Origin of the sequence: Ralstonia sp. 22111, assembly GCF_052045895.1 — a bacterium.
Classification (GTDB): domain Bacteria; phylum Pseudomonadota; class Gammaproteobacteria; order Burkholderiales; family Burkholderiaceae; genus Ralstonia; species Ralstonia wenshanensis.
The window spans coordinates 390,188-410,868 of record NZ_JBQEPR010000003.1 but is presented as its reverse complement, the minus strand read 5'-3'; the positions used below and the strand labels follow the sequence as shown (position 1 = coordinate 410,868).

The window sequence follows — 20,681 nt, the reverse complement described above, 5'->3', positions numbered from 1 at the left end:
GTCATGAGCACCCTCTCCGTGCCCACGGCTGACGCACCCGTCGTGCCGCCGGGATGCCTCAGGTTCAAGGCGCTTGGCATCGATACGTGGCAAGAGCACGTTATCTACATGCACCCGGACAGCGCGATCTGCCGGTCGGAAGGCTTTGCCGCACAGGCGCGTGTGGAGGTCGAGATCGGGCAGCGATCGACCATCGCCACGCTCAACCTGGTCGGATCTGGGCTGCTAGAGAGGCATGAAGTGAGTCTCTCAGCCGCTGCGGTCGATGCGTTGATGGCGCGCCCAGGGGATGAGGTCTGCGTCAGGCATGCGCCGTCGCTTGAGTCGCTGCGGGCACTGCGGGCGAAGATCTACGGGGGGCATCTCGACGCAAAGCAGTTGCAGGAGATCATTGCCGACATCTCGAACGAACGCTATGCGGATGTCCATATCGCAGCTTTCCTGAGCGCTTGTGCAGCGGGCCGCATGACCATCAAGGAGACCATCGACCTCACGCAAGCGATGGTCGACTCCGGCGAGCGGCTGCAGTGGGATCGCGCGGTCGTGGCGGACAAGCACTGCGTAGGCGGTCTTCCCGGCAATCGCACCAGCCCCATTGTCGTGGCCATTTGTGCAGCGGCTGGGCTGCTGTTGCCCAAAACCTCATCACGCGCCATCACGTCGCCGGCAGGCACCGCCGACATGATGGAAACGCTCACCCGCGTGAATCTGACCGCTGCGGAGCTGCGATGCGTTGTGGGGGAGGTTGGGGCATCGCTGGCATGGGGCGGGGCGTTGAGCCTGAGCCCGGCGGACGATGTGCTGATTCGCGTGGAAAGGGCGCTCGATGTCGACAGCGATGCGCAGTTGGTGGCATCCATTCTTTCGAAGAAGATCGCGGCCGGGTCCACCCATGTGTTGATCGACGTGCCTGTGGGGCCGACGGCCAAAGTCCGCTGTGTCGAAGACCTCGAACGCCTTGAAATGCTGCTCAAGCGCGTGGCCCATGCGTTTGGTGTGCAGGTGTTGATGGTGCGCACGGATGGCGCACAGCCCGTTGGACGTGGAATCGGCCCCGCGCTGGAGGCAAGAGACGTTCTGGCCGTGCTGCAGCGTTCCCCTACGGCGCCGTTCGACTTGCGGGAACGGTCGTTGTTGCTCGCCGGCGCATTGCTGGAGTTTTGCGGCGCCGCTGCGGCCGGAACGGGGCTGGACATGGCAACCGGCCTGCTGGATAGCGGAGCCGCATGGCGGAAGTTCGAAGCGATTTGCGAGGCGCAGGGAGGCTTGCGCATCCCCGGGGAAGCCGTCTTCCGCCGCGACGTCGTTGCCGAGCAACATGGCGTCGTCACGAACATCGACAACCGCCACCTTGCCCGCATCGCCAAACTTGCGGGCGCACCGATGCGTCAAGTTGCGGGCGTGCAGATGCATGTGCGACTGCGCGATCAGGTGAATGTCGGACAACCGTTGTTTACGATTCACGCGCAAGCCTCGGGCGAACTGGAGTATTCGTCGGCATATGCGTTGGCGCATGCTGTGGTGGGCCTGTCACCGGTGGGCGCGGGCTGACATCAAGCTAGCCAGACTTTCGCCGGGAAGCTGCGCCAAACGAAGGGCACATTGCGTTACAATTCGGCCATGCCACGTGCGACCGCAAGCATCTCGCTTCGGGCAATGCTGTTGTTGACCATCGTGTTGATGCAGCTGCTAAGCCCGCTTCTGCACGGCCATCTCGGAACACCGAAACAATTTGGCCTGCACGTGCATACCGCGGTTCCTGCCGCAGTTGATTCTCATTTCCAATCCGCAGCGTTTGCCCAGCGTCCTCTCATTGAGGAATCGGCCGGGGCCGGTCGTCATGACTGGGCATTGACGAGCCAGGAACCCTTTGAGGTAGACGTCGAGCCCGCCATTGGCCCTGCGGATCTGGGTGCATTTCTTTGGGCAGCGACGGCGCCGGGGGTATCCGCGCTGACGTTCCTCCTGCTTGCGGCGCTTGCTCTCGCCGCAGTATTGCGTTCTGCCTATCGGCCAACGCCCGTTCGAGCGCGCTGGCGCGATCGCATCAATCGGCCACCTCCTGCACAGGCGCCTCCGCCGCAGCTCTGATCCGTACCCGGTTGACGGCCGACGAGCGCGTTGCTCCGCAACTTGTTGACTTGCAACAAGCCCCTCGTGTCTGCATTGGCGATGATGAATGCGTCAGAAGTGTTGTCTTCTGACGCATGGCGCACGCCTGACGCTACGCGGTGGTAGCAACTCCACTCCCCATCGGCCATCCATCGTAAGAGTTTGTCGTTCGCGCCGCATGGAAATGCTGGGCGACGGTTGGTCTTTAGGTCGCTCGCGTATGCGCGGCAATCAGAGGCAGCGTCCGTGGCGTTGCCTCCGAGGATTGGAGTCAGGCATGTCTTTCAAACGAATCGTCGCGGCCAGTGCGTGTGTAGCGCTGATCGCGTTTCCTCTTGAGCAGGCCGCTGCCCAAGCAGGCGCCCAGGTGGTGCCGCTATCGGCGGAGCAGGCGCGCTCCCTCGGCGTGCGTTTCAGCCCGGTCGCCGCTTCTTCAGGGTTGGAGGTTGGCACGCATGCACGTGTCGTCTTCAAGCCGGATGCGCAGTATGTGGTGGCGGCACCGTACGCGGGCATGGTGCCCCGGGTGTTGGTGTCGATCGGGCAAACCGTCCGGGCGGGCCAGCCGTTGGCGGGTTTTCTGAGCCCGCAGCTCTTCGAAACCAGCCGCGCACTGACGGAAGCCAACTCGCAGGCGCGGCTCGCGCAGCAGTCGCTCGCGCGCGACAAGGCGCTGTACGACGACGGCATCATCGCAGCAAGCCGCTGGCAGGCAACGCAGGCGCGGGCCGCTGAAGCCGGCGCCATGGTGAAGGCGCGCCGGGCAGAGCTGGCGTCCTCCGGCATCGCATTCAGCGGCCCCGCCGGTGAGGCGCAACTGGTGGCCAGCCGTGGCGGTGTGGTATCCGAAGTGAATGCCGTTCCGGGGGCACGAGTAGAAGCTGCGGCACCGCTGTTCAGGATTGTTGACCCGGCGGCTCTGGAGCTGGACCTGCTCGTTGGCCGCGACATACCTGTGCCGGCCACAGGCGACCACGTCGAAATCGCACAACGCGGCGCGGGCGGCACCGTCATTGGTGTCGCGCCTTCCGGTGATGGCACAGCGGGTGTGCGTGTGCACGCGTCGCTGGAGCGACGTGGGGACCTGCGCGCAGGGGAGAGCGTCAATGTCACGCTCAAGCTGCGCAGTGCGGCCAATGCAAACGCTCCGGGCCTGCTGCGGGTTCCTGTGGCCGCGTTGGTCTACGTGCGAGGCGTGCCGGGTGTATTCGTCGCAACCGATAAGGGTTTCCGCTTCCAGGATGTCACCGTTGGCAGTACAGACGACGCCATCGCCGTCGTGCGGGCAAACCTGCCAGCGGGTACACGCGTGGCGGTAACAGGTGTCGGTGCGCTCAAGGGCTTGCTGGCGGGAGAACAGTAATGCTGCCCCGCCTCATTGAGTTCTCTTTGCGCCAGCGCGTGCTGGTGCTGATCGCCGCTGGCGTGCTCGCGGTGGCCGGCGTGTGGGCGTATCTGAACCTGCCGATCGATGCGTTTCCCGATATCTCGCCGACGCAGGTCAAGGTCGTGCTGAAGGTGCCGGGCATGACCCCGGAGGAGGTCGAACAGCGGGTCTCCACGCCCATCGAGCAGGAGCTGCTCGGCCTGCCGCACAAGACGATCGTGCGCTCGGTGTCCAAATACGGCATCAGCGATGTGACTGTCGATTTTGAAGAGGGGGTGGACGTCTACTGGGCGCGCCAGCAGGTGTCGGAACGCCTGGCCGGCTTGGCGCGCGATCTGCCATCGACCGCCGTAGGCGGTCTGGCGCCCATCACCACGCCGTTGGGCGAGATGTTCATGTTCACGGTGGAGGGCGATGGCTATTCCTTGGCCGAACGGCGCCGTGTGCTGGACTGGGTGATCCGTCCAGCGCTGCGCACCGTGGCGGGCGTGGCCGACGTCAACGCCCTCGGCGGCGAGGTGCGCAGCTATGAGGTCACACCGGACCCGGCCCGCTTGCGCGCCCGCGCCGTCACCCTTGAGCAACTGCGTCAGGCGCTGGATGCCAACAATCGCAACGACGGGGCAGGGCGGCTGGACCGCGGAGACGAGCACTGGGTCGTGCGCGTGGAGGGTGGCATACGCGGGCTGGATGATTTGCGTGCGATTGTCGTAGTGCCGGCGCAAAGCGCGAGTTCCGCCCCTGCGGTCACGGTCGGCGATGTCGCGACCGTGCGGCTGGGCGAGGCCACCCGCAACGGCGCTGTCAGCAAAGACGGCAACGGCGAAGCGGTTGAAGGGCTGGTGCTGGGCCTGCGCGGCAGCGATGCCCGCAAGCTGGTCGAGGCGGTGCAGGCGCGGCTGGATGCGCTAGGCCCCCAGTTGCCGAAGGGCATGTCGACGCACGTCTTCTACAACCGCGGCGAGCTGGTCACCCGTGCGGCCAATACCGTGGTGCGAGCCCTGATTGAGGCCAGCGTGCTGGTGGTCATCACGTTGTACCTGTTCCTGGGCGGTGTGCGGGCGGCCCTGGTCGTGGCGGCCACACTGCCGCTGTCGATGCTCGCCACCTTCCTCCTGATGCGCTATGTGGGCCTGACGGCCAACCTGATGAGCCTCGGCGGCCTGGCTATTGCACTGGGCATGCTCGTCGACGCCGCGGTCGTCGTAGTCGAGAACATCGAGACGGCCATGGCGCGCGCGCAAGACCACAAGACCGATCCGGCGCTGCGCGGTGCGGTCATCCGCCATGCAGTGGCAACGGTAGCAGTACCCATGCTGTCGGGCGTGTCGATCATTGCCATCGTGTTCCTGCCGCTGCTGTCACTGCAAGGCCTGGAGGGCAAGCTCTTTGGGCCGGTGGCGCTCACCATCGTGCTGGCGCTGGCCTCGTCCGTGGTGATTGCCTTTACGGTGGTCCCGGCGCTCGCGTCGTTGCTCCTGCTGGCGCATGCAGACGAGCCGCCCTGGCTGATGCGCAAGGTCGCGGCCGGCTTTGCGCGAATCCAGGCATGGACGACAACCCATCGCCGCACGGTGTTCGGCCTGGCGGGGGCGGCGTTGGCGCTGGCCGTGGTGTTGTACATGTCGGTCGGCAAGACGTTCATGCCGACGATGGACGAGGGCGATCTGATCGTGCAGTTGCAGAAAGCACCGTCCGTTTCGCTTGCGGCGTCGCTCGACATGGACCAGCGCGTGCAGCAGGCGCTGCTCAAGGAGGTGCCGGAAATACGCTCGATCGTTGCGCGCTCAGGCTCCGATGATCTCGGCCTGGACCCGATGGGGCTGAACGAAACCGATACCTTCCTGGTGCTCAAGCCCAAGGATCAGTGGCGCGGCACCAAGGAAGACATCGCGATTGCGATCCGGCGCGTGATGGAGCGGTTCCCGGGCGTGATCTACGGCTTCACGCAGCCCATTGAGATGCGTGTCTCCGAGATGCTGACCGGCACACGCGGCGACGTTGCCATCAAGCTGTTTGGCAGCGACCTTGCCGCCATCGATGCAGCCGCGCAGGCCATTGCTGCCAAGGTCCGCACCATCCCGGGGGCGGCGGAGGTCATTGCGCCCAGCAACAGCGGCGTGCAGTACCTGAAAGTGTCGCTGGACCGCGCTGCGGTGGGTCAGGCCGGCTTCTCCGGCGACGCCCTCCAGGCGCAACTGCGCGCCCTGATCGAGGGCGACCGGGTTGGCGTGGTGCCCGAGGGCATCGTCCGTACGCCGCTCATCTTGCGTGGCGGAGCAGGCTTGCGGCAGGCACCCGAAAACCTGACCAACCTTCTGGTAACGGCACCCGACGGCAAAGTCTGGCCGCTCACCTCTCTGGCGCGCATCGAACGCGTGGATGGGCCCGTGCGCATCAACCACGAAGACGGCGCCCGGTTTGCCGTGATCCAGGCCAATGTCGATGGTCGGGACCTGGCGGGTTTCGTGCAGGAAGCCCAGGCAGCCGTCGGCGGTATTGGCACGTTGCCAAAAGGATTGCGCGTGGTGTGGGGCGGCCAGTTCGAGAACCAGCAACGCGCCGCGGCGCGCCTTGCGTTGGTTGTCCCGTTGGCCCTTGGCGCAATCTTTCTCTTGCTGATGTTGACGTTCCGCTCGGTGCGGCAGGCGGTGCTGGTGGTTGCCAACATTCCGTTTGCGCTCGTGGGCGGCATTGCGGCGTTGCGGATCTCGGGCGAGTACCTGTCGGTGCCCGCCTCCGTTGGCTTTATCGCCTTGCTCGGGATCGCGGTGCTCAACGGTGTGGTGCTGGTGTCGCACTTCAACACGCTGCTTGAGTCCGGCATGGGCATGACGGAAGCCGTGCGCGATGGCGTGCGCGACCGCCTGCGGCCCGTCCTGATGACGGCCTGCATTACCGCACTGGGGATGATTCCGCTACTGCTGGCCAGCGGGCCGGGGTCAGAGATTCAGCGGCCGCTGGCGATCGTGGTATCGGGCGGGCTCATTTCTTCGACCGCGCTGACGCTGCTTCTTCTGCCCCTGCTGTTTGAACGTTTTGGGTTGCCTCGGCCGCGTGCGGCCGCTGGGCAGGGAGATTCGCAATGAGGTTGGATCTGTTTCGCATCGTATTGGCGGGAGCGAGCACGATGCTGCTTTGCAGCCCCGCCGCGCAAGCGCAAATCTCGCCGACCTATCTGCCGGCTGAGAGCGCAGTGCGCGAGGCCGTCGCACAGTCGCCCGACGTGCTGACGGCAGAGGCCCGCCGCGACGCCGTACTGGCTCGGGCTGATGGCATTCGCGCCGGCACGGCGGAAACCGTGGTCCGTGCAATTGGCCAAGGGCGCCAGGTGCGCGATCCCTCCGAGCGCCATGCCGAAGGGCAGATTGCGGTGGAGCGTCCATTGCGGCTTTGGGGCAAAGCGCAAGCCGATGTGCAGCTTGCCGATGCCGCCGCTGAGGCTGGGCAGTTGGCTGTCAAGGATGCGCGCCACGAAGCATCGCGCCAGATTCTGGCCCTCTGGTTTGGCGCCGTGCGTGCGGGGCAGGCACGCCAGGCAGCGCAGGAGAATGCCAAAGCGGCCGCCGACCTGGCCGCGCTCACTGCCCGAAGGGTGCAATTGGGCGATGCCTCTCGCCTGGATGCGGAGCTGGCCGCCGCCGATCGGGCGCGCACGGAAGCTGCGCTGGCGACTGCCGTGGCGGCGGAACAGACGGCGCAGGCAGAGCTTCGGGCACGGTTTCCGGGGTTAGGTCAACCCTCGTTTAGCGCCGATACTGTGCTGCCCCCATTGCCGCAAGAACCACCCGATCGATTGCGTACCCAGTACATTCAAGACAGCCACGAATACCGTCTCGCCATGGCAGAAGAGGTTCAGGCGCAGCAAATGGCCAAGCGCGCAGATCTGGAGCGTCGGCCTGACCCCACCGTCGGGATGTTCGTGACGGTGGAGCGCGGCGGTGCCGAACGCATCATGGGCGTGAGCGTTGCCATGCCGATCGGTTCAGTGCATCGTCGCTCTGCGGCGCTGGCGGCTGCTGCCGAAGCGGAAGCGGCTGCCCGGCGCAGATTGGGTTCCGAGCGTCGGCTGGGTGCCGAATTCGACGTGCTCTATGGCAACTTGCAAGGCAAACGGGCGAGCGCGCAAGCCCAGATGGAAGCGGTTACGCTGCAAAAAAGCGCATCCGACAGGGCAACGCGTTCATATCGCGCAGGTGAGTCGGGCTTGACTGAACTACTGGCAACGCGCCGTAGTCTAGCGGAGGCCCTGCTGGCCGAGCGGCTCGCCCGTGTCGACCTGCTCGAGGCAGACAGCCGCCTCAAGCTCGATCTGCACCGGATGTGGGACTTTGACGATTGACCTGCTCCAGCCTTACCCCTCACTCAACACATTCTGGATAACGCTATGCAATCCGAACCGAAATACTCCCTCACCATGCGCTCGCTCCATTGGCTCGTGGTTCTGGCGGTGTCGATCGCCGTCGTCGCCATCGAAATCATGGATTTCTTCCCGAAAGGCAGCACCGAGCGTGCCGCTCTGTTCATGCTCCATCAGACAGCGGGGCTCTCCGTGTTCGCCCTGATGGTGTTGCGTCTGCTGGCCCGGGTGGGCACGCAGGCACCGCCTCCCGTCCCGGGCACACCGCTGGTGCAGCTTGTAGCGCGACTCACGCACGGCGCGCTCTATGCCCTGATGGTCGGCATGCCCGTTTTGGGCGTGCTGGCACTGGCTTTGGCAGGTAAGCCGATTCAACCATTCGGACTGGATCTGACGCTGGCGTTGGCGCAGGACAAGTCGTTGGCCCACTTGGCCAAGGAAATTCATGAGTCGGGCGCGACGGTCGTCTATATCGTGGTCGGGCTGCATGCCGCCGCGGCGCTCTGGCACGAGTTCATCCTGAAGGATCGGCTGCTGCGCCGCATGATCTAGCGCACATGAAAACTGCGCCGACAAGAGGCTAGACGATGCACTCTCCGCGCTTGCTCGCCAACGTTGCATTGCTCGCCTTGTCGGTGCTGACCATGGCGGCGGGGTTATGGGCACGGTACCTCGGTGCCGATGCGCTGGCGCGGCAACTCTGGTTGATTGGCATCGTCCCGAACTGGCTGGCGCTGGTCGTCACGATTATTCGGTCACTGGTGCGACGGCAGGCCGGCGTGGACATTTTGGCGGTCTTGGCGATCACCTTTTCACTCTGGTCGGGCGAGGTGCTGGTCGCGGCGGTCATTGCGTTGATGCTCGCGACGGGCCGCACGTTGGAAGACTTTGCCCAGGCGCGTGCGCAACGCGAGATGACTGCGTTGCTGGGCCACGCACCCAAGCGGGCCAATCGCTTCGACGGCGGGCAGTGGCACCAGGTCGGTCTGGAACAGGTGCAAGCGGGTGACCGCCTGCTGGTGCGGCACGGCGAAGTCGTACCGGTGGATGGCACTTTGTCCGGGCCTGCCGATCTGGATGAATCCACATTGACAGGAGAATCGGTCACCCGCCATCGCCTGGCGGCGGATGCCATTTGCAGCGGCGTGCTGAATGTAGGCGCCGCGTTCGAAATGATCGCCAGTGCGTCTGCCGAAAGGAGCACGTTTGCGGGCGTTGTCCGGCTGGTCAGTGCGGCGCAGGCGGAACGCAGCCCCTCCGTGAGGCTGGCTGACCGGTACGCTTTTGCCTTTGGGGGCGTCGCCGTTTTCCTGGCGGGGGCCAGCTGGATCCTCACCGGTGATTCGGCGCGTTGTCTTGCCGTGCTCGTCGTGGCCACGCCGTGCCCGCTAATCCTGGCGGTGCCTGTCGCCATCGTGTCGGGCCTGTCGCGTTGCGCCAAGCGGGGCGTGCTGGTCAAGGGCGGTGGCGCGCTGGAGAGGCTGGCGTTGGCCGACACGCTGTTCTTCGACAAAACCGGCACGCTGACCAGCGGATATGCACGATTGGTCAACGTTGAGTGCGCACCGGAGTACGCTGCCGACGTTGTGCTGAGCCTGGCCGGTTCCCTCGCACAGGCATCGAATCACGTCACGGCAGAAGCCGTTGCCAAGGCGGCGCGCGAACAGGGCGCAACGCTGCGACTGCCGAGTGCGGTGGTCGAGAGTCCAGGAGCCGGCGTGTGCGGCCGCGTTGAAGGCCATGTCGTGTCGATCGGCGCGTTGCCTTATGTCTTGGGTTCGGCTGATGTACCGGGCTGGGTAGAAGCGTTCGTCAAGCGCGTCAGCTATGCCGGTGCGTCGGCCGTCTTTGTTGGCGCGGACGGTCAACTGGTGGGTGCATTGCAGTTGATTGACCGGGTCCGTCTTGAGGCGCCTCGCGCGCTGCGGCTCCTGCGCCGGGAGGGCATCACACGACAGGCAATGTTGACCGGGGATCGGCCAGATGTTGCCGAATCCGTGGCGTCCATGCTGGGGGTGACGGAGGTCTATGCGGCCCTGTCGCCGGCGGCCAAGCTCGCGGTGATTCGGAATGCCCGAGCGGACAGCAAGGTGATCATGGTCGGCGATGGCGTGAACGACGCGCCCGCGCTCGCCGCTGCAGACATTGGCGTCGCAATGGGGGCGCGCGGCGCGGCAGCCTCGTCGGAAGCTGCAGACATTGTCTTGTTGGTGGACCGCCTGGATCGGCTCGTTGACGCGGTCCGCATAGCGCACCGCACACGCCGCGTCGCGCTGCAGAGCGTGATGATCGGCATGTCGCTGTCGCTGGCCGCCATGGTTGTCGCAGCGCTGGGGCAACTGCCACCCTTGGCGGGCGCAATGCTGCAAGAGGTCATTGATGTCTTGGCGATCGCCAGTGCGTTGCGCGCCCTGCGACCGACACAAGACGAGACAACCCATTCACTCGTCTCTGCAGACGTCGCGCGTCTCAAAGCCGAACACGCGGAGCTGGAACCCATCCTGAGCCGGATCCGAGTGGTCGCCGACACCCTGCCCCAAATGGCCGGCAGCGCGGCAAAAGCCGCATTGCTATCGCTCAATCAGTCCTTGGCGGACGCTCTGGTGCCGCATGAGCGCCGAGACGATACCCAGCTTTATCCGGACGTTGCCCGCCTGCTTGGTGGAGATGACCCGATGGCGGCGATGAGCGCCATGCATCGCGAGATATTCCGCGTGACGAACCTGTTGAGCCGGATCGTGGCGGATGTTTCTCCCGACGGCCCCGATGCTGCTGTAACGCAGGAGCTGCAACGCTTGCTGTATGGGCTCGATGCCATCCTGCGGCTGCATTGCGCACAAGAAGACGAACTGTTCCATGTACTCGGTGAGGAGGTTTGATCGCCATGACAAACCTGCTCGCATTGTTCGTGACCATCCTGTTGCTGAATGTGATGCCGGCGTTCGCACCGCCGACGTGGATGGTGATGTCATGGATCGGCTTCTCGCGGCCCGATGCCAACCCGGTGCTTCTGGCGGGCATTGCCGCTTGCGCAGCAACACTCGGCCGCCTGGTTCTGGCGCGGCTATCTTGCACGCTCGTGCGCAATCGCTGGATGCGCGAGGCCGATCGCCAGAACGTCGATGTGGTGCGCTCCTGGCTTGAAGAGCGCAAAGGTATGACGGTTGGACTGATGCTCGCGTACGCGTTCAGCCCGTTCCCGTCGAACTACATCTTCATAGCCTACGGCTTGACTGGGATGCGGCTTTGGTTGATCGGACTTCCGTTCTTTGCAGGCCGCTGGATAAGCTACCTGACCTGGACGCGCATTGCCCAGATTGGTGCCCGTTATCTGGATGTGGAGACGGAGATCGACGGCGCGTATATGGGCGTGTACTTCGTCGTGTCGCAGGTCGTGTTTCTGGCACTCGTTTATGGGTTTGCCAAACTGGACTGGCAGTACCTTCTGCAAACGAAGCGTCTGCGCTGGCGGCGACCGGAACCGATCGCATCGTCGGCCAAAGACACACGGACAAGGGTAGGGCGATGAGCAGGTCAAACTGCTTTGAGTGCCCCAGCGGCGCTGGCTTCTGCACTGATTGAGGTAGGTCAACGCGTCGCGGGCAAATGCAAGTAGCCTGAAGGAATCAGTGCGCTGGTCCTCTCTTCTTCGCCCGGCACAGCTCGTCCAGATATGAGGGGCAGCGCCTTAATAGGGCTGGCATGTAGGACAGCTCCATCTGCTCTGCAGGAGATCGATATGTCGGCCTGGGCAATTGAACAGTACCGGGGCTGCTCTATTCACATCTTGGCGGTCGTTGGACGGTGCGATGGATTCAAGTACGCCTACACCGGCTTTGTCTGCTCACCCAAATCCGCCGCGCTGGAGTATCCAAAACTCGAGCGCTTCCACCACGTCTGTGCAGACTTCGATTCTGTGGATGGCGCGATTGAAGCCGGCATGCAGGTGGGACGAGCAATTGCAGAACGCTGGACGTCGCCGTCAGGGCAGCGCCGAACATCTGAGCGGCGCACTCGCCCGCCTCCCTAGCCGACCGGTGTGTTGTGGAAACGGTGTTCAACATTCAGGCCGTCAGCAAGGTCTATCCCATGGGAAGCGTGAGCGTGCGCGCCCTGGAACACGTCGACCTGCAACTCGGGGCGGGTGAGATCGTTGTGCTGCTCGGAGCCTCGGGCAGCGGCAAATCCACGCTACTCAACCTGATGGGCGGGCTGGATACGCCAACGACCGGTTCCATCGTGTATCGAGACCACGATCTTTCCCACGCCGGAGACAGAGGCCTGACGCGATTCCGACGGGAGCATGTCGGATTCGTTTTTCAGTTCTACAACCTGATTCCAAGTCTCACCGCTCGCGAGAACGTCGCCCTGGTGACGGACATCGCGGAGCATCCGCTAGACCCTACCGAGGCCCTGAACCGGGTGGGGATCGGTGCGTTGGCGGACAACTTTCCCTCGCAGATGTCGGGGGGAGAGCAGCAACGCGTTGCCATCGCCCGCGCGGTCGCGAAGCGGCCAGATGTCCTCCTGTGCGATGAGCCGACAGGCGCATTGGATTTTCGGACGGGTCAGTTGGTGCTAGAGGTGCTCGAGCAGGTGAACCGCGAGTTCGGCACCCTCATCGTCATCGTCACGCACAACGCCGTCATCGCCGACATGGCGGATCGTGTTGTCCGGATGAGCAGCGGAACCATTGTCGAGCAACGCCGCAACGCCCAGCGTGCCCGAGTGGGAGATCTGTCATGGTGACCATGCTCGTCCGGTTACTCTGGCGAGACCTCTGGCAGATGCGGGCGCAGGTCTTGGCGGCAGTCCTCGTTGTCGGATGTGGAGTTGCCACGTTTGTTGCGATGCGCAGCACCTATCTGGCTTTGTTGAACGCCCAGCAGGACTACTACGCGTCATATCGCTTTGCCGATCTCTTCGTGCACCTGAAGCGCGCACCACTTGAGACGGCTTCGCGCATTGCTGCATTGCCCGGCGTGGCACATGTGGACGCGCGGGTGGTGTCAGATGTCACGGTCGATATTCCCGGCCTTTCCGAGCCGGCCACAGCGCGCCTTGTTTCGATCCCGGAACTCGGGTGGCCCGCGCTGAACCTGCTGCATCTTCAAAGCGGCCGATACATTTCGCCCGGCCGAGAGGACGAAGTGCTGGTCAGCGCGGCTTTCGCAGATGCCAACAGCCTGAGGGCAGGCCAATACTTCAGCGCCATACTGAATGGCCGCTGGAAGCGACTGCACATTGTTGGTCTTGCAATCTCACCGGAGTATGTCTACGAGGCCGGCGCGGGCTCCATCTTCCCGGACAACCGTCACTACGGCGTGGTGTGGATGGGAACGAATGCGGTTTCGGCAGCGTTCCGTATGGATGGCGCCTTCAATGATCTTGTGTTGTCTCTCGATGGCAGCGTGCCGGCGCCGCACGTCATCGCGCAGATCGACAGAACGTTGCTGCCGTATGGCGGACTTGGAACCATCAGCCGGGAAAACCAGATATCGAATCGGTTCATTACTGACGAGATCGCGCAGAACCGCGTAACTGCCACCTATGTGCCGGCCATCTTTTTTCTCGTCGCAATGTTTCTTTTGCAGAACGTCCTGACCCGGCTGATCGATACACAACGCTCACAGATTGGCTTGATGAAGGCGTTTGGATACAGTGACCTTTCAGTCGGTTTGCATTACCTGCAACTCGGGTGCGTCGTTGCTGCCGCAGGGACCCTTGTCGGTATTGGAGGTGGGTTGGCATTGGGGACGTATCTGACAGACCTCTACGCCAGGTACTACAGGCTTGCCCACCTCGAATTTCGCGCCGATCTTTCGACGATAACCTGGGCGTTCTTCATCAGCTTCGGAACGGCAATCGGAGGTGCCATCGCGAGCACTGCGAAGGCCATGAGGTTGATGCCTGTCGAGGCCCTTCGCGCAGTCGTTCCGCCCGCGTTTTCAGTGGGCTGGGTGGAGCGGGCGGGCATCTATCGGCAACTGAGCGTGGTGTGGCGAATGATTGCGCGCAATATCGCGCGCCAGCCCGTCAAGTCGCTCCTGGGTTCCTTGGCCATTGCATGCGCGAGTGCGATTCTCGTCGTTGGCGGGTTTTTCTTCGACTCCATCGATTTCCTTTTCGATACTCAGTTTCAGCAAATCGAGCGACAGGATGTGACGGTGGCCTTTTCTCAGCCGTTATCTCACCGCGCCGTCTACGCGATCGAACGTCTGCCTGGTGTGCTGAAGGTCGAGGGGTTTCGCGATGTGCCGGTCAGGCTATCCGCTGGGTATCGGTCTCGGCGGGTCTCGCTGAGCGGGATCGCTCCGAAGGCAGCTCTGCACAGGCTGGTTGATGAAGGGGGCAGACCGCTGCACATGCCCCCGGATGGCTTGGTGGTTTCGGCCAGACTTGCCGCCGTCCTCGGCATAAAACCCGGTGATCCGGTCACCGTTGAAGTGCTTGAAGGCGAGCGCCAAACCAGACAAGTCACGTTGATGCAGCTGTCGGGCGATCTGGTGGGCGTCGCGGCCTACATGGACCAGACGGCACTGGCGAAACTCCTGGGGGAGAGCGGAAACTGGTCAGGGGCGAGGCTGTCTGTCGATCAGCACGCGTCTGCACATCTGTATGCGACGCTCAAGCGGCTGCCGTCGGTCAATGCAGTGGCGGTTCGCCAGGCCGTCATCGCCAGCTTTCGTAAGATCATGGACGAAAGCGTTCGTCTATCCACGTCCATCAACTTCGCCTTTGCCTGTGTGATTGCGTTTGGTGTCGCGTTCAATGGCATGCGCATCGCTTACTCGGAACGTGTTCAGCAGTTGGCCTCCCTTCGCGTGCTCGGGTTCACGCAGACCGAAGTCGCTTGGATTCTCCTTGGCGAGCAGTTTGTGCTCACCGCCATAGCGCTGCCAGCCGGGCTCCTTCTTGGCTACGGCATATGCGGGCTGCTCTCGACTCGGCTGGCAACTGACTTGTACCGGCTTCCGCTTGTGGTTCATGCGGCGACCTTCGCTTACGCATTCCTTGTAGCCGGTGGGGCGGTGGTGTGTTCAGGCCTGTTGGTGGCGGCCAAGATCAGACGGCTGGATATCGTCGCCGTCCTCAAGGCAAGAGAATCATGAAGCGCGGCGCTGTGCGAAAGTCCCTGGCTCTTGCGGGTGCCGCGCTTGCGCTGGCAATGACGCTCACGTACGCGCTCTGGCCGGCGCCTGCGGCAGTGGACACGGGGCGCGTCACTCGTGGTCCGCTGCAAGTCACCATTGACGAAGACGGGGAGATCCGCGCGCATGATCGTTACGTCATCACGGCGCCGATCACAGGCCGGCTGCTTCGGGTTGAGCTGCATGAGGGCGATCAGATCAAAGATGGGCAGGTGATCGCCGCCCTGGTACCGGTGCCGATGACGCCCGGGGAGCGGGCTTCGCAACGCGCACGGGTTGATGCGGCAGAGGCAATTTTCCGAGAGGCGCAGGCGCGCGCCGCTCATGCCAGGGCGGACTACGAACAAGCCCGCCGGGACCTGGCCCGGGGCGAAACGCTTCTGAGCAGCGGCGCCATGTCGAGGCAGGAAGTGGAGCAGATGCGGACCATGTCCGCCTCGAGCGCCAGCGATCTGTCGGCCGCACGCGCAAGGGAGACGTCGGCCGCGGCCGATGTGCGCGTCGCGATGGCGAATCTGAAGGCGTTGGAAGCAGGGCAACCTGTCGAGGTGCGTGCACCGGCCAACTCGGTGCTGCTACGAATCGAACAGCAAAGCGAACGCGTCGTGCTTGCAGGTACGGCCCTCATGGTCTTAGCTGACCCTTCGCGCTATGAACTGGTCGTCGACGTGCTGTCGTCCGATGCTGTCAAGATCAGTCCAGGCATGCGTGTATCGGTAGTGGAGTGGGGCGGTCCGCTGGCGGTCAACGCGGTAGTCAGGACAGTCGGTCCGGGGGCGTTTACCAAGGTGTCGGCGCTGGGGGTCGAAGAGCAGCGCGTCCATATTGTCGCGGACCTTGTGGACCCACCAGGAAGATTGAACGATGGGTACCGCGTGCAAGGCCGCATTGTCATCTCGGACCAGCCTGATGTACTCAAGCTACCGATCGGCGCGTTATTCCGCTGTGCCGACCACTGGTGCACGTTCATCGTCAACAATGGAAAGGCTGTCCAGCGAACCATTCAGATCGGACAGCGCAACGCGGAAGAAGCCCAGATACTCGACGGGCTTCAAGACCACGACACTGTGGTCATGTATCCACCAACCACGCTCAGCGACGGCATGAGCGTGCGCGCCCTGAAATAGGCTATCTGAACACCCACTGTGTCCCGGGGCAGATGCCACGCGCGGTCGCTTCAATGTCGTAAGAGCAGGCTGGCGAGGCCGGCGTGTGTCTACTGAGATCCGGGCGATTCAATTCTGCTCGCGCGATAACACTCAGTCACGAGTCGATCGTCATAACCCATACCCGTAAGGCGCCCCGGAACCGCTCGATCATCGTGGGAGGCAGCCCAAGGAATTTAAGTGAAGAGATCCGACCGCTCGACAACGACCTCGCTCAACTGGACTACCGGCACGATGTCGGTGTAGTTGGCGATGTCACCCCGGATCTCGGCGCTGTGCTGCTGGCTGGCGGCCAGGTAGCCTTCGGCCGAGTCACAGTAGAACGCGCACATTGCCACGAAGGCGGGCGGTGAGCCGGGGGCTCGGCCGGTCAAGCCTTTCTCGACGGTGTAGTAGGCGCAGGCACTGCCCAGCCTAGCCTTCATCATCGGCATGTGGCGATCGCGGTAGTAGGCGTGGTCGAAGCGCGCGCCTTCGGTATACGGGTACATCACGGTGACTTTGATCATGTTGTTTGACTCGATGACTTGACGTCGGTAAAGCGTCTGGCAAACGCTTCCAGCGGCAAGCGGAGCGAGTTCGTAAGATAGCTGACGGTGTGATAAAAGCCCGCGACCATCAAGAGCTCGATGATCGCCTCCTCTGAGAACTCCCTGCGCAGAGACACCCAGAGCCCCTCGGATATGGTCGAGGTTTCATGCAACTCGTCGCAAAATCGAATTAGCAGAGATTCTTTCCAGCCCCAGCAAACGTCGTCCGCCTCGCCGAAAGCAAGCGACCGGATCTGATCCTCGGTGAGGTCAGCCTTTTGTCCAAAGATCGATACATGGACACCCCACTCATACTCGGAATGGCATAGGGCAGTAGTACGGTCGATGACAATCTCCCTCTCCCTTAGGGTCAGATTTCCTCGTTCGAGGAGCCCACTGGCGAAAAACTTCTTGAATAACCTTTCGTCCCTCGCAAGCGTGGTGAACAGGACCAGCGGGTCGCGGCCGGGCCCCATGAGCTTGTTTAGCTCCTCTTGCACCGAAGGCGAATACGGTGCGACTGCTGGTGCAACTCTGGCAACCATCGGTGCCCCTTTGCTATAGAATTCATAGCATGCTAGGCAGGGTGCTATGAAAAGTAAAGCAGCAACGTTGATGGTCGGCAAGAAGGCCCGTGGTTCGAGCACCGGACGGCCAATCATGGTGGTCCTCGATCTACTAGGCAGGCGGAGCACCCTACGAATCCTATGGGAGCTGCGAGAGGGGACGCCTATGACCTTCAGAGCGCTTCAGGAAGCCGCAGCGACCAACCCCGCTCAACTGAATACCCGACTCAAGGAACTCAGGGCCGTCGACCTGGTGGCGCATGAGGGCGATGGGTATTTCCTGACGGAACAGGGATTAGGGCTTCTAGAGGCTCTCAGCCCGCTGAACCAATGGGCCGCAAAATGGGGGGAATCGCCCCGGTTTTCCTAGACACCCCCGAGCCGTTGGGAATGGCGTTATTCGAACTCTACCCGTCGTTTAAGTGGGGGACTGTGTCCGGGGATTGGCGGGGGGGGCTCCACGGGGCAACTTCACTGACAGCTATGAGAACCAAGATCGCACTCAGTTCCGATTCAGCGCTAAGAGGCAATCGATGCGGGCGCGTATTTTCGTTGCGTTCCTTTGTGGGTCGCCGAAGATGAAAGTACGCAGGCTGTCCACTCCCCCGTAATCCCGCCTCTCTGCGCCTGCGTCTTCCGACGTCCGTTTCAAAGGCAAAAGCGTCAGCGCCCTTGTACAGGGCGCATTTTTTTGCTCGAAATGCAGGCAATCAGCGAGGTGGTGTGCCAACTTCTTCCAGTTGCCCCGGCGGAGCTTGGCCGGGTGAACTGGTGGCAACTCCCCAAGTTGCATCCGGGTCTTGTATCCAAAAAAAGACAAACATCAGAAGGATGAAAGGGCACTGTAACCAAACCTGTGTTCCACCATGCAAGTTCAGCGCTATAAGAGCTTTATAAAGCATATTTTGGTTGCGCAACCGTTTGCGTTTGCGCAAACCTGAAAAATTCATAAAGCCGAAATCATCCAATAGGACTAGTTCTTTGCGGCTGATATACCACATCATGAGTGAGACTTGAGGCGGCTTATTTTTCAAAATACCTCTACGGGAGGGATTGCCGTTTCAAAGCGGAAGGGGCAAGCAGTCTCCCTGCATGTTTGTTATTGACAGTAACAAACCGCGCTCCTCTGCATGCATCCACGCTAATTACCGCAAAGACTAACTATTAAGGTCTAGTCAGGTTGGCCCAACCCTGCAGCAGCTCGAACCTCTACGCTCTCGCAAAACAAAGTCTCGTAAAGAGGCACTTTTGAGCGGGGAGCTCTATGACTGTAAAGGCAAGACTTGGCGCAGCTTTCGCGGCGCTGGCGTTATTGGTCGTGGTTGTGGCCGCAATCGGCTGTTACGAACTGAACGCCCTGGGCGCGCAGTTCAGCAATTTTGATCGGGGCTTGTACCTGAGAACAAAGCTCGCTGATGCCGTGCGGGCAGCGGTAGACCGCCGTGCAATTGCTGCTCGAAACATCGTGCTAGCTGATACGGAGCAGAGTCGCGCACGAGAGTTGAGGGACGTTGCAGAGGCGCATGCAACGGTGGGAGAGACGCTTTCGCGGTTGGAATCCGAGGCGAAAACCGGGCCTGGATCGACTGACGAAGCCCGCCGCCTGATTGCGGCGATTCGTACGGTCGAGAACAAGTACGGCCCGGTCGCGCTGGAGATTGTCAGGCTCGCACAAGTGGGACAACGCGGTGCCGCCACCGACATGATCAACCGCGAATGCATCCCACTCCTGGAGGCGCTTGATAGTGCTGTGCGCGCGTACAAAGACTACGCGCTTAGCCGCTCAAATGCTGCGGTGGCGGATGCCCAGATGCGTGCTGACAGAGGGCTGTGGGTGGCTATTTTTGCAGGGCTTTTTGGCTGCGCGCTCGCAATCGTTTTGGGCTATGCCATTGGACGCAACCTGCTCCGTTCACTCGGTGCTGAACCTGCCGTTTTGGCCCAATCTGCCACGCGGATTGCCAGCGGCGATTTCAGGCCACAGGCGGGCTTTGAAACGGCGCACCCCGGCAGCGTGCTTTCTTCCATGAAGACGATCAGCGAAGGGTTGGGCATGCTGGTAGGCGAGGTAGGAGAGGTTGCTCACTCTGTTTCGGCCGGCTCGACACAAATCGCCAGTGGAAACGTTGATCTTTCCAGCCGGACCGAGGAGCAGGCATCGGCGCTTGAGCAGGTCGCCTCCAGTGTCGAAGAGCTCACCACAACGGTCCAACAGAATGCTTCCAACGCGCAGCAGGCTGCGGCGCTTGCGACTGACGCTTCGGGAGTTGCCCGCCAAGGAAATGCCGAAGTTGATGACGTGGTCAGTGTGATTACCAAGATCAGCGCTGGCTCGGCGCGCATTGGTGAGATTACTGGCTTGATCGAAGGGATTGCCTTTCAGACGAACATCTTGGCATTGAACGCGGCGGTGGAAGCGGCACGCGCGGGCGAACAAGGCCGAGGCTTTGCCGTCGTGGCGAGCGAGGTGCGTGGATTGGCGCAGCGATCATCAAAGGCTGCGAAGGAAATCAAAGAGCTCATTGAGACTTCTCTGGCCCAGATTGAAGAGGGCGCGCTCGTGGCAGGTAGGGCCGGGAAGACAATGCAGTCCGTTACCACCTCGGTACTGGGCGTGACGAACCTCATTGAGCAGATCGCAGTTGCCTGCACGGAGCAAAGTCAGGGTATCGCCCAGATCCATATCGCTGTGTCGGAGATGGATGAAATGACGCAGCGCAACGCCGCGCTCGTCGAGGAATCGGCCGCGGCCTCGCAAGCACTGGAAGAGCAAGGAAAGGCGCTCGCTCACCAAGTCCAGCGCTTCCAGATTGCATAAGCCAGTGGCGTTCACGGAGACCTTGATGACATCTTATCCAGTGGGCGAACGCGAAGCCGAGCGCTTGGCGGCGGTGTTGAACTGCGGAATTCTGGATACCGCAGATGACCCGAAATTTGATCGAATCACACGAATCGTCTGCCACGCGTTACGCGTGCCTATGGCACTGATCTCGATCGTGGACGAGCGACGCCAGTGGTTCAAATCGCGCCATGGCCTCGATGTGCGGGAGACTCCTCGCGAATGGGCATTCTGCGCGCATGCGGTCTGTGGCACAGCGCCCTTCGTGGTGAAAGATGCCACCGCTGACCCGGCCTTTTCATCCAATCCGTTGGTGACAGGGCCACCACACATTCGCTTCTACGCAGGTATGCCTCTGCTCGATCGTTCTGGACTCGCGCTTGGCACCTTGTGTGTGCTTGATGTTGTTCCACGCGAACTGAGCACGGAAGACTTCGCCACACTCCATGATCTGGGTGAGTTCTGCGCCCACATCATCATGGTGGACCGCGCCAAAGACGAGCATGAAGGCGTTACGCACCCGCCGGTAGGGGGTGCAGATGCTGCCACCAATGGAACGGTGTGAGAGTC

18 protein-coding genes are annotated in these 20,681 nt (G+C 62.3%); 15 read left to right on the top strand and 3 right to left on the bottom strand.

Going from position 1 to position 20,681, the window contains the following annotated elements:
• Positions 1-3 precede the first annotated feature (3 nt).
• The 12 genes from ACTJK4_RS10805 (at position 4) to ACTJK4_RS10750 (ending at position 16,137) form a co-directional block, all read left to right on the top strand.
• Positions 4-1,551, top strand: coding sequence for a thymidine phosphorylase family protein (locus ACTJK4_RS10805; RefSeq protein ID WP_316871007.1), 1,548 nt, complete (start codon positions 4-6; stop codon positions 1,549-1,551).
• 105 nt (positions 1,552-1,656) lie between these two features.
• Entirely contained in the window at positions 1,657-2,091 is a 435-nt protein-coding gene (locus tag ACTJK4_RS10800; RefSeq protein WP_316871006.1) for a hypothetical protein, read from the top strand.
• Between the two features lie 298 nt (positions 2,092-2,389).
• On the top strand, positions 2,390-3,475 hold the full coding sequence (locus tag ACTJK4_RS10795) for an efflux RND transporter periplasmic adaptor subunit (protein WP_440817914.1): 1,086 nt from the start codon (positions 2,390-2,392) through the stop codon (positions 3,473-3,475).
• Complete coding sequence (locus ACTJK4_RS10790) at positions 3,475-6,588, top strand: efflux RND transporter permease subunit (protein ID WP_440817913.1); 3,114 nt, start codon at positions 3,475-3,477, stop codon at positions 6,586-6,588. The genes ACTJK4_RS10795 and ACTJK4_RS10790 overlap by 1 nt, the downstream gene beginning before the upstream one ends.
• Positions 6,585-7,841 (top strand): TolC family protein, encoded by a 1,257-nt coding sequence (locus ACTJK4_RS10785; RefSeq protein ID WP_440817912.1) that lies wholly within the window; start codon positions 6,585-6,587, stop codon positions 7,839-7,841. Before ACTJK4_RS10790 ends, ACTJK4_RS10785 begins: the two co-directional genes overlap by 4 nt.
• Before the next feature lie 45 nt (positions 7,842-7,886).
• Positions 7,887-8,411: a cytochrome b gene (locus ACTJK4_RS10780; RefSeq protein ID WP_260801697.1), complete on the top strand. Its 525-nt coding sequence runs from the start codon at positions 7,887-7,889 to the stop codon at positions 8,409-8,411.
• Positions 8,412-8,446: 35 nt separating this feature from the next.
• Positions 8,447-10,738, top strand: a complete 2,292-nt coding sequence (locus ACTJK4_RS10775) for a heavy metal translocating P-type ATPase (RefSeq protein WP_440817911.1) — start codon at positions 8,447-8,449, stop codon at positions 10,736-10,738.
• A 5-nt stretch (positions 10,739-10,743) separates the two neighbouring features.
• Complete coding sequence (locus ACTJK4_RS10770) at positions 10,744-11,388, top strand: hypothetical protein (RefSeq protein WP_232039482.1); 645 nt, start codon at positions 10,744-10,746, stop codon at positions 11,386-11,388.
• A gap of 210 nt (positions 11,389-11,598) precedes the next feature.
• The gene (locus tag ACTJK4_RS10765; RefSeq protein WP_232039483.1) at positions 11,599-11,889 is read left to right on the top strand and encodes a hypothetical protein; all 291 of its coding nucleotides are present in this window, start codon (positions 11,599-11,601) and stop codon (positions 11,887-11,889) included.
• Positions 11,890-11,903: 14 nt separating this feature from the next.
• Positions 11,904-12,608 (top strand): ABC transporter ATP-binding protein, encoded by a 705-nt coding sequence (locus ACTJK4_RS10760; RefSeq protein WP_232039484.1) that lies wholly within the window; start codon positions 11,904-11,906, stop codon positions 12,606-12,608.
• Positions 12,602-14,971, top strand: coding sequence for an ABC transporter permease (locus ACTJK4_RS10755; RefSeq protein WP_414562207.1), 2,370 nt, complete (start codon positions 12,602-12,604; stop codon positions 14,969-14,971). The genes ACTJK4_RS10760 and ACTJK4_RS10755 overlap by 7 nt, the downstream gene beginning before the upstream one ends.
• Positions 14,968-16,137 carry an efflux RND transporter periplasmic adaptor subunit gene (locus ACTJK4_RS10750; RefSeq protein WP_440817910.1) on the top strand — a complete coding sequence of 390 codons (1,170 nt, stop codon included), beginning with the start codon at positions 14,968-14,970 and terminating at the stop codon, positions 16,135-16,137. Before ACTJK4_RS10755 ends, ACTJK4_RS10750 begins: the two co-directional genes overlap by 4 nt.
• 215 nt (positions 16,138-16,352) lie before the next feature.
• On the opposite strand, the gene ACTJK4_RS10745 is transcribed toward ACTJK4_RS10750, so the two are convergent.
• Together ACTJK4_RS10745 and ACTJK4_RS10740 are read right to left on the bottom strand one after the other, a co-directional pair.
• Positions 16,353-16,685, bottom strand: a complete 333-nt coding sequence (locus tag ACTJK4_RS10745) for an EthD family reductase (protein ID WP_440817909.1) — start codon at positions 16,683-16,685, stop codon at positions 16,353-16,355.
• The gene (locus ACTJK4_RS10740; RefSeq protein WP_440817908.1) at positions 16,682-17,368 is read right to left on the bottom strand and encodes a carboxymuconolactone decarboxylase family protein; all 687 of its coding nucleotides are present in this window, start codon (positions 17,366-17,368) and stop codon (positions 16,682-16,684) included. Before ACTJK4_RS10740 ends, ACTJK4_RS10745 begins: the two co-directional genes overlap by 4 nt.
• On the opposite strand from ACTJK4_RS10740, the gene ACTJK4_RS10735 reads away from it, so the two are divergent.
• Entirely contained in the window at positions 17,298-17,642 is a 345-nt protein-coding gene (locus tag ACTJK4_RS10735) for a winged helix-turn-helix transcriptional regulator (protein ID WP_440817907.1), read from the top strand. The two genes, ACTJK4_RS10740 and ACTJK4_RS10735, sit on opposite strands and share 71 nt — an antisense overlap.
• A 340-nt stretch (positions 17,643-17,982) precedes the next feature.
• Here the strand turns inward: ACTJK4_RS10735 and ACTJK4_RS10730 are convergent, their stop codons facing one another.
• The gene (locus ACTJK4_RS10730) at positions 17,983-18,276 is read right to left on the bottom strand and encodes a hypothetical protein (protein ID WP_440817906.1); all 294 of its coding nucleotides are present in this window, start codon (positions 18,274-18,276) and stop codon (positions 17,983-17,985) included.
• A 260-nt stretch (positions 18,277-18,536) separates the two neighbouring features.
• Here ACTJK4_RS10730 and ACTJK4_RS10725 point away from each other — a divergent pair, with 260 nt between their 5' ends.
• Positions 18,537-20,090 (top strand): methyl-accepting chemotaxis protein, encoded by a 1,554-nt coding sequence (locus ACTJK4_RS10725; protein ID WP_232039491.1) that lies wholly within the window; start codon positions 18,537-18,539, stop codon positions 20,088-20,090.
• A gap of 25 nt (positions 20,091-20,115) precedes the next feature.
• Positions 20,116-20,676, top strand: coding sequence for a GAF domain-containing protein (locus ACTJK4_RS10720; protein WP_316870992.1), 561 nt, complete (start codon positions 20,116-20,118; stop codon positions 20,674-20,676).
• Positions 20,677-20,681 lie beyond the last annotated feature (5 nt).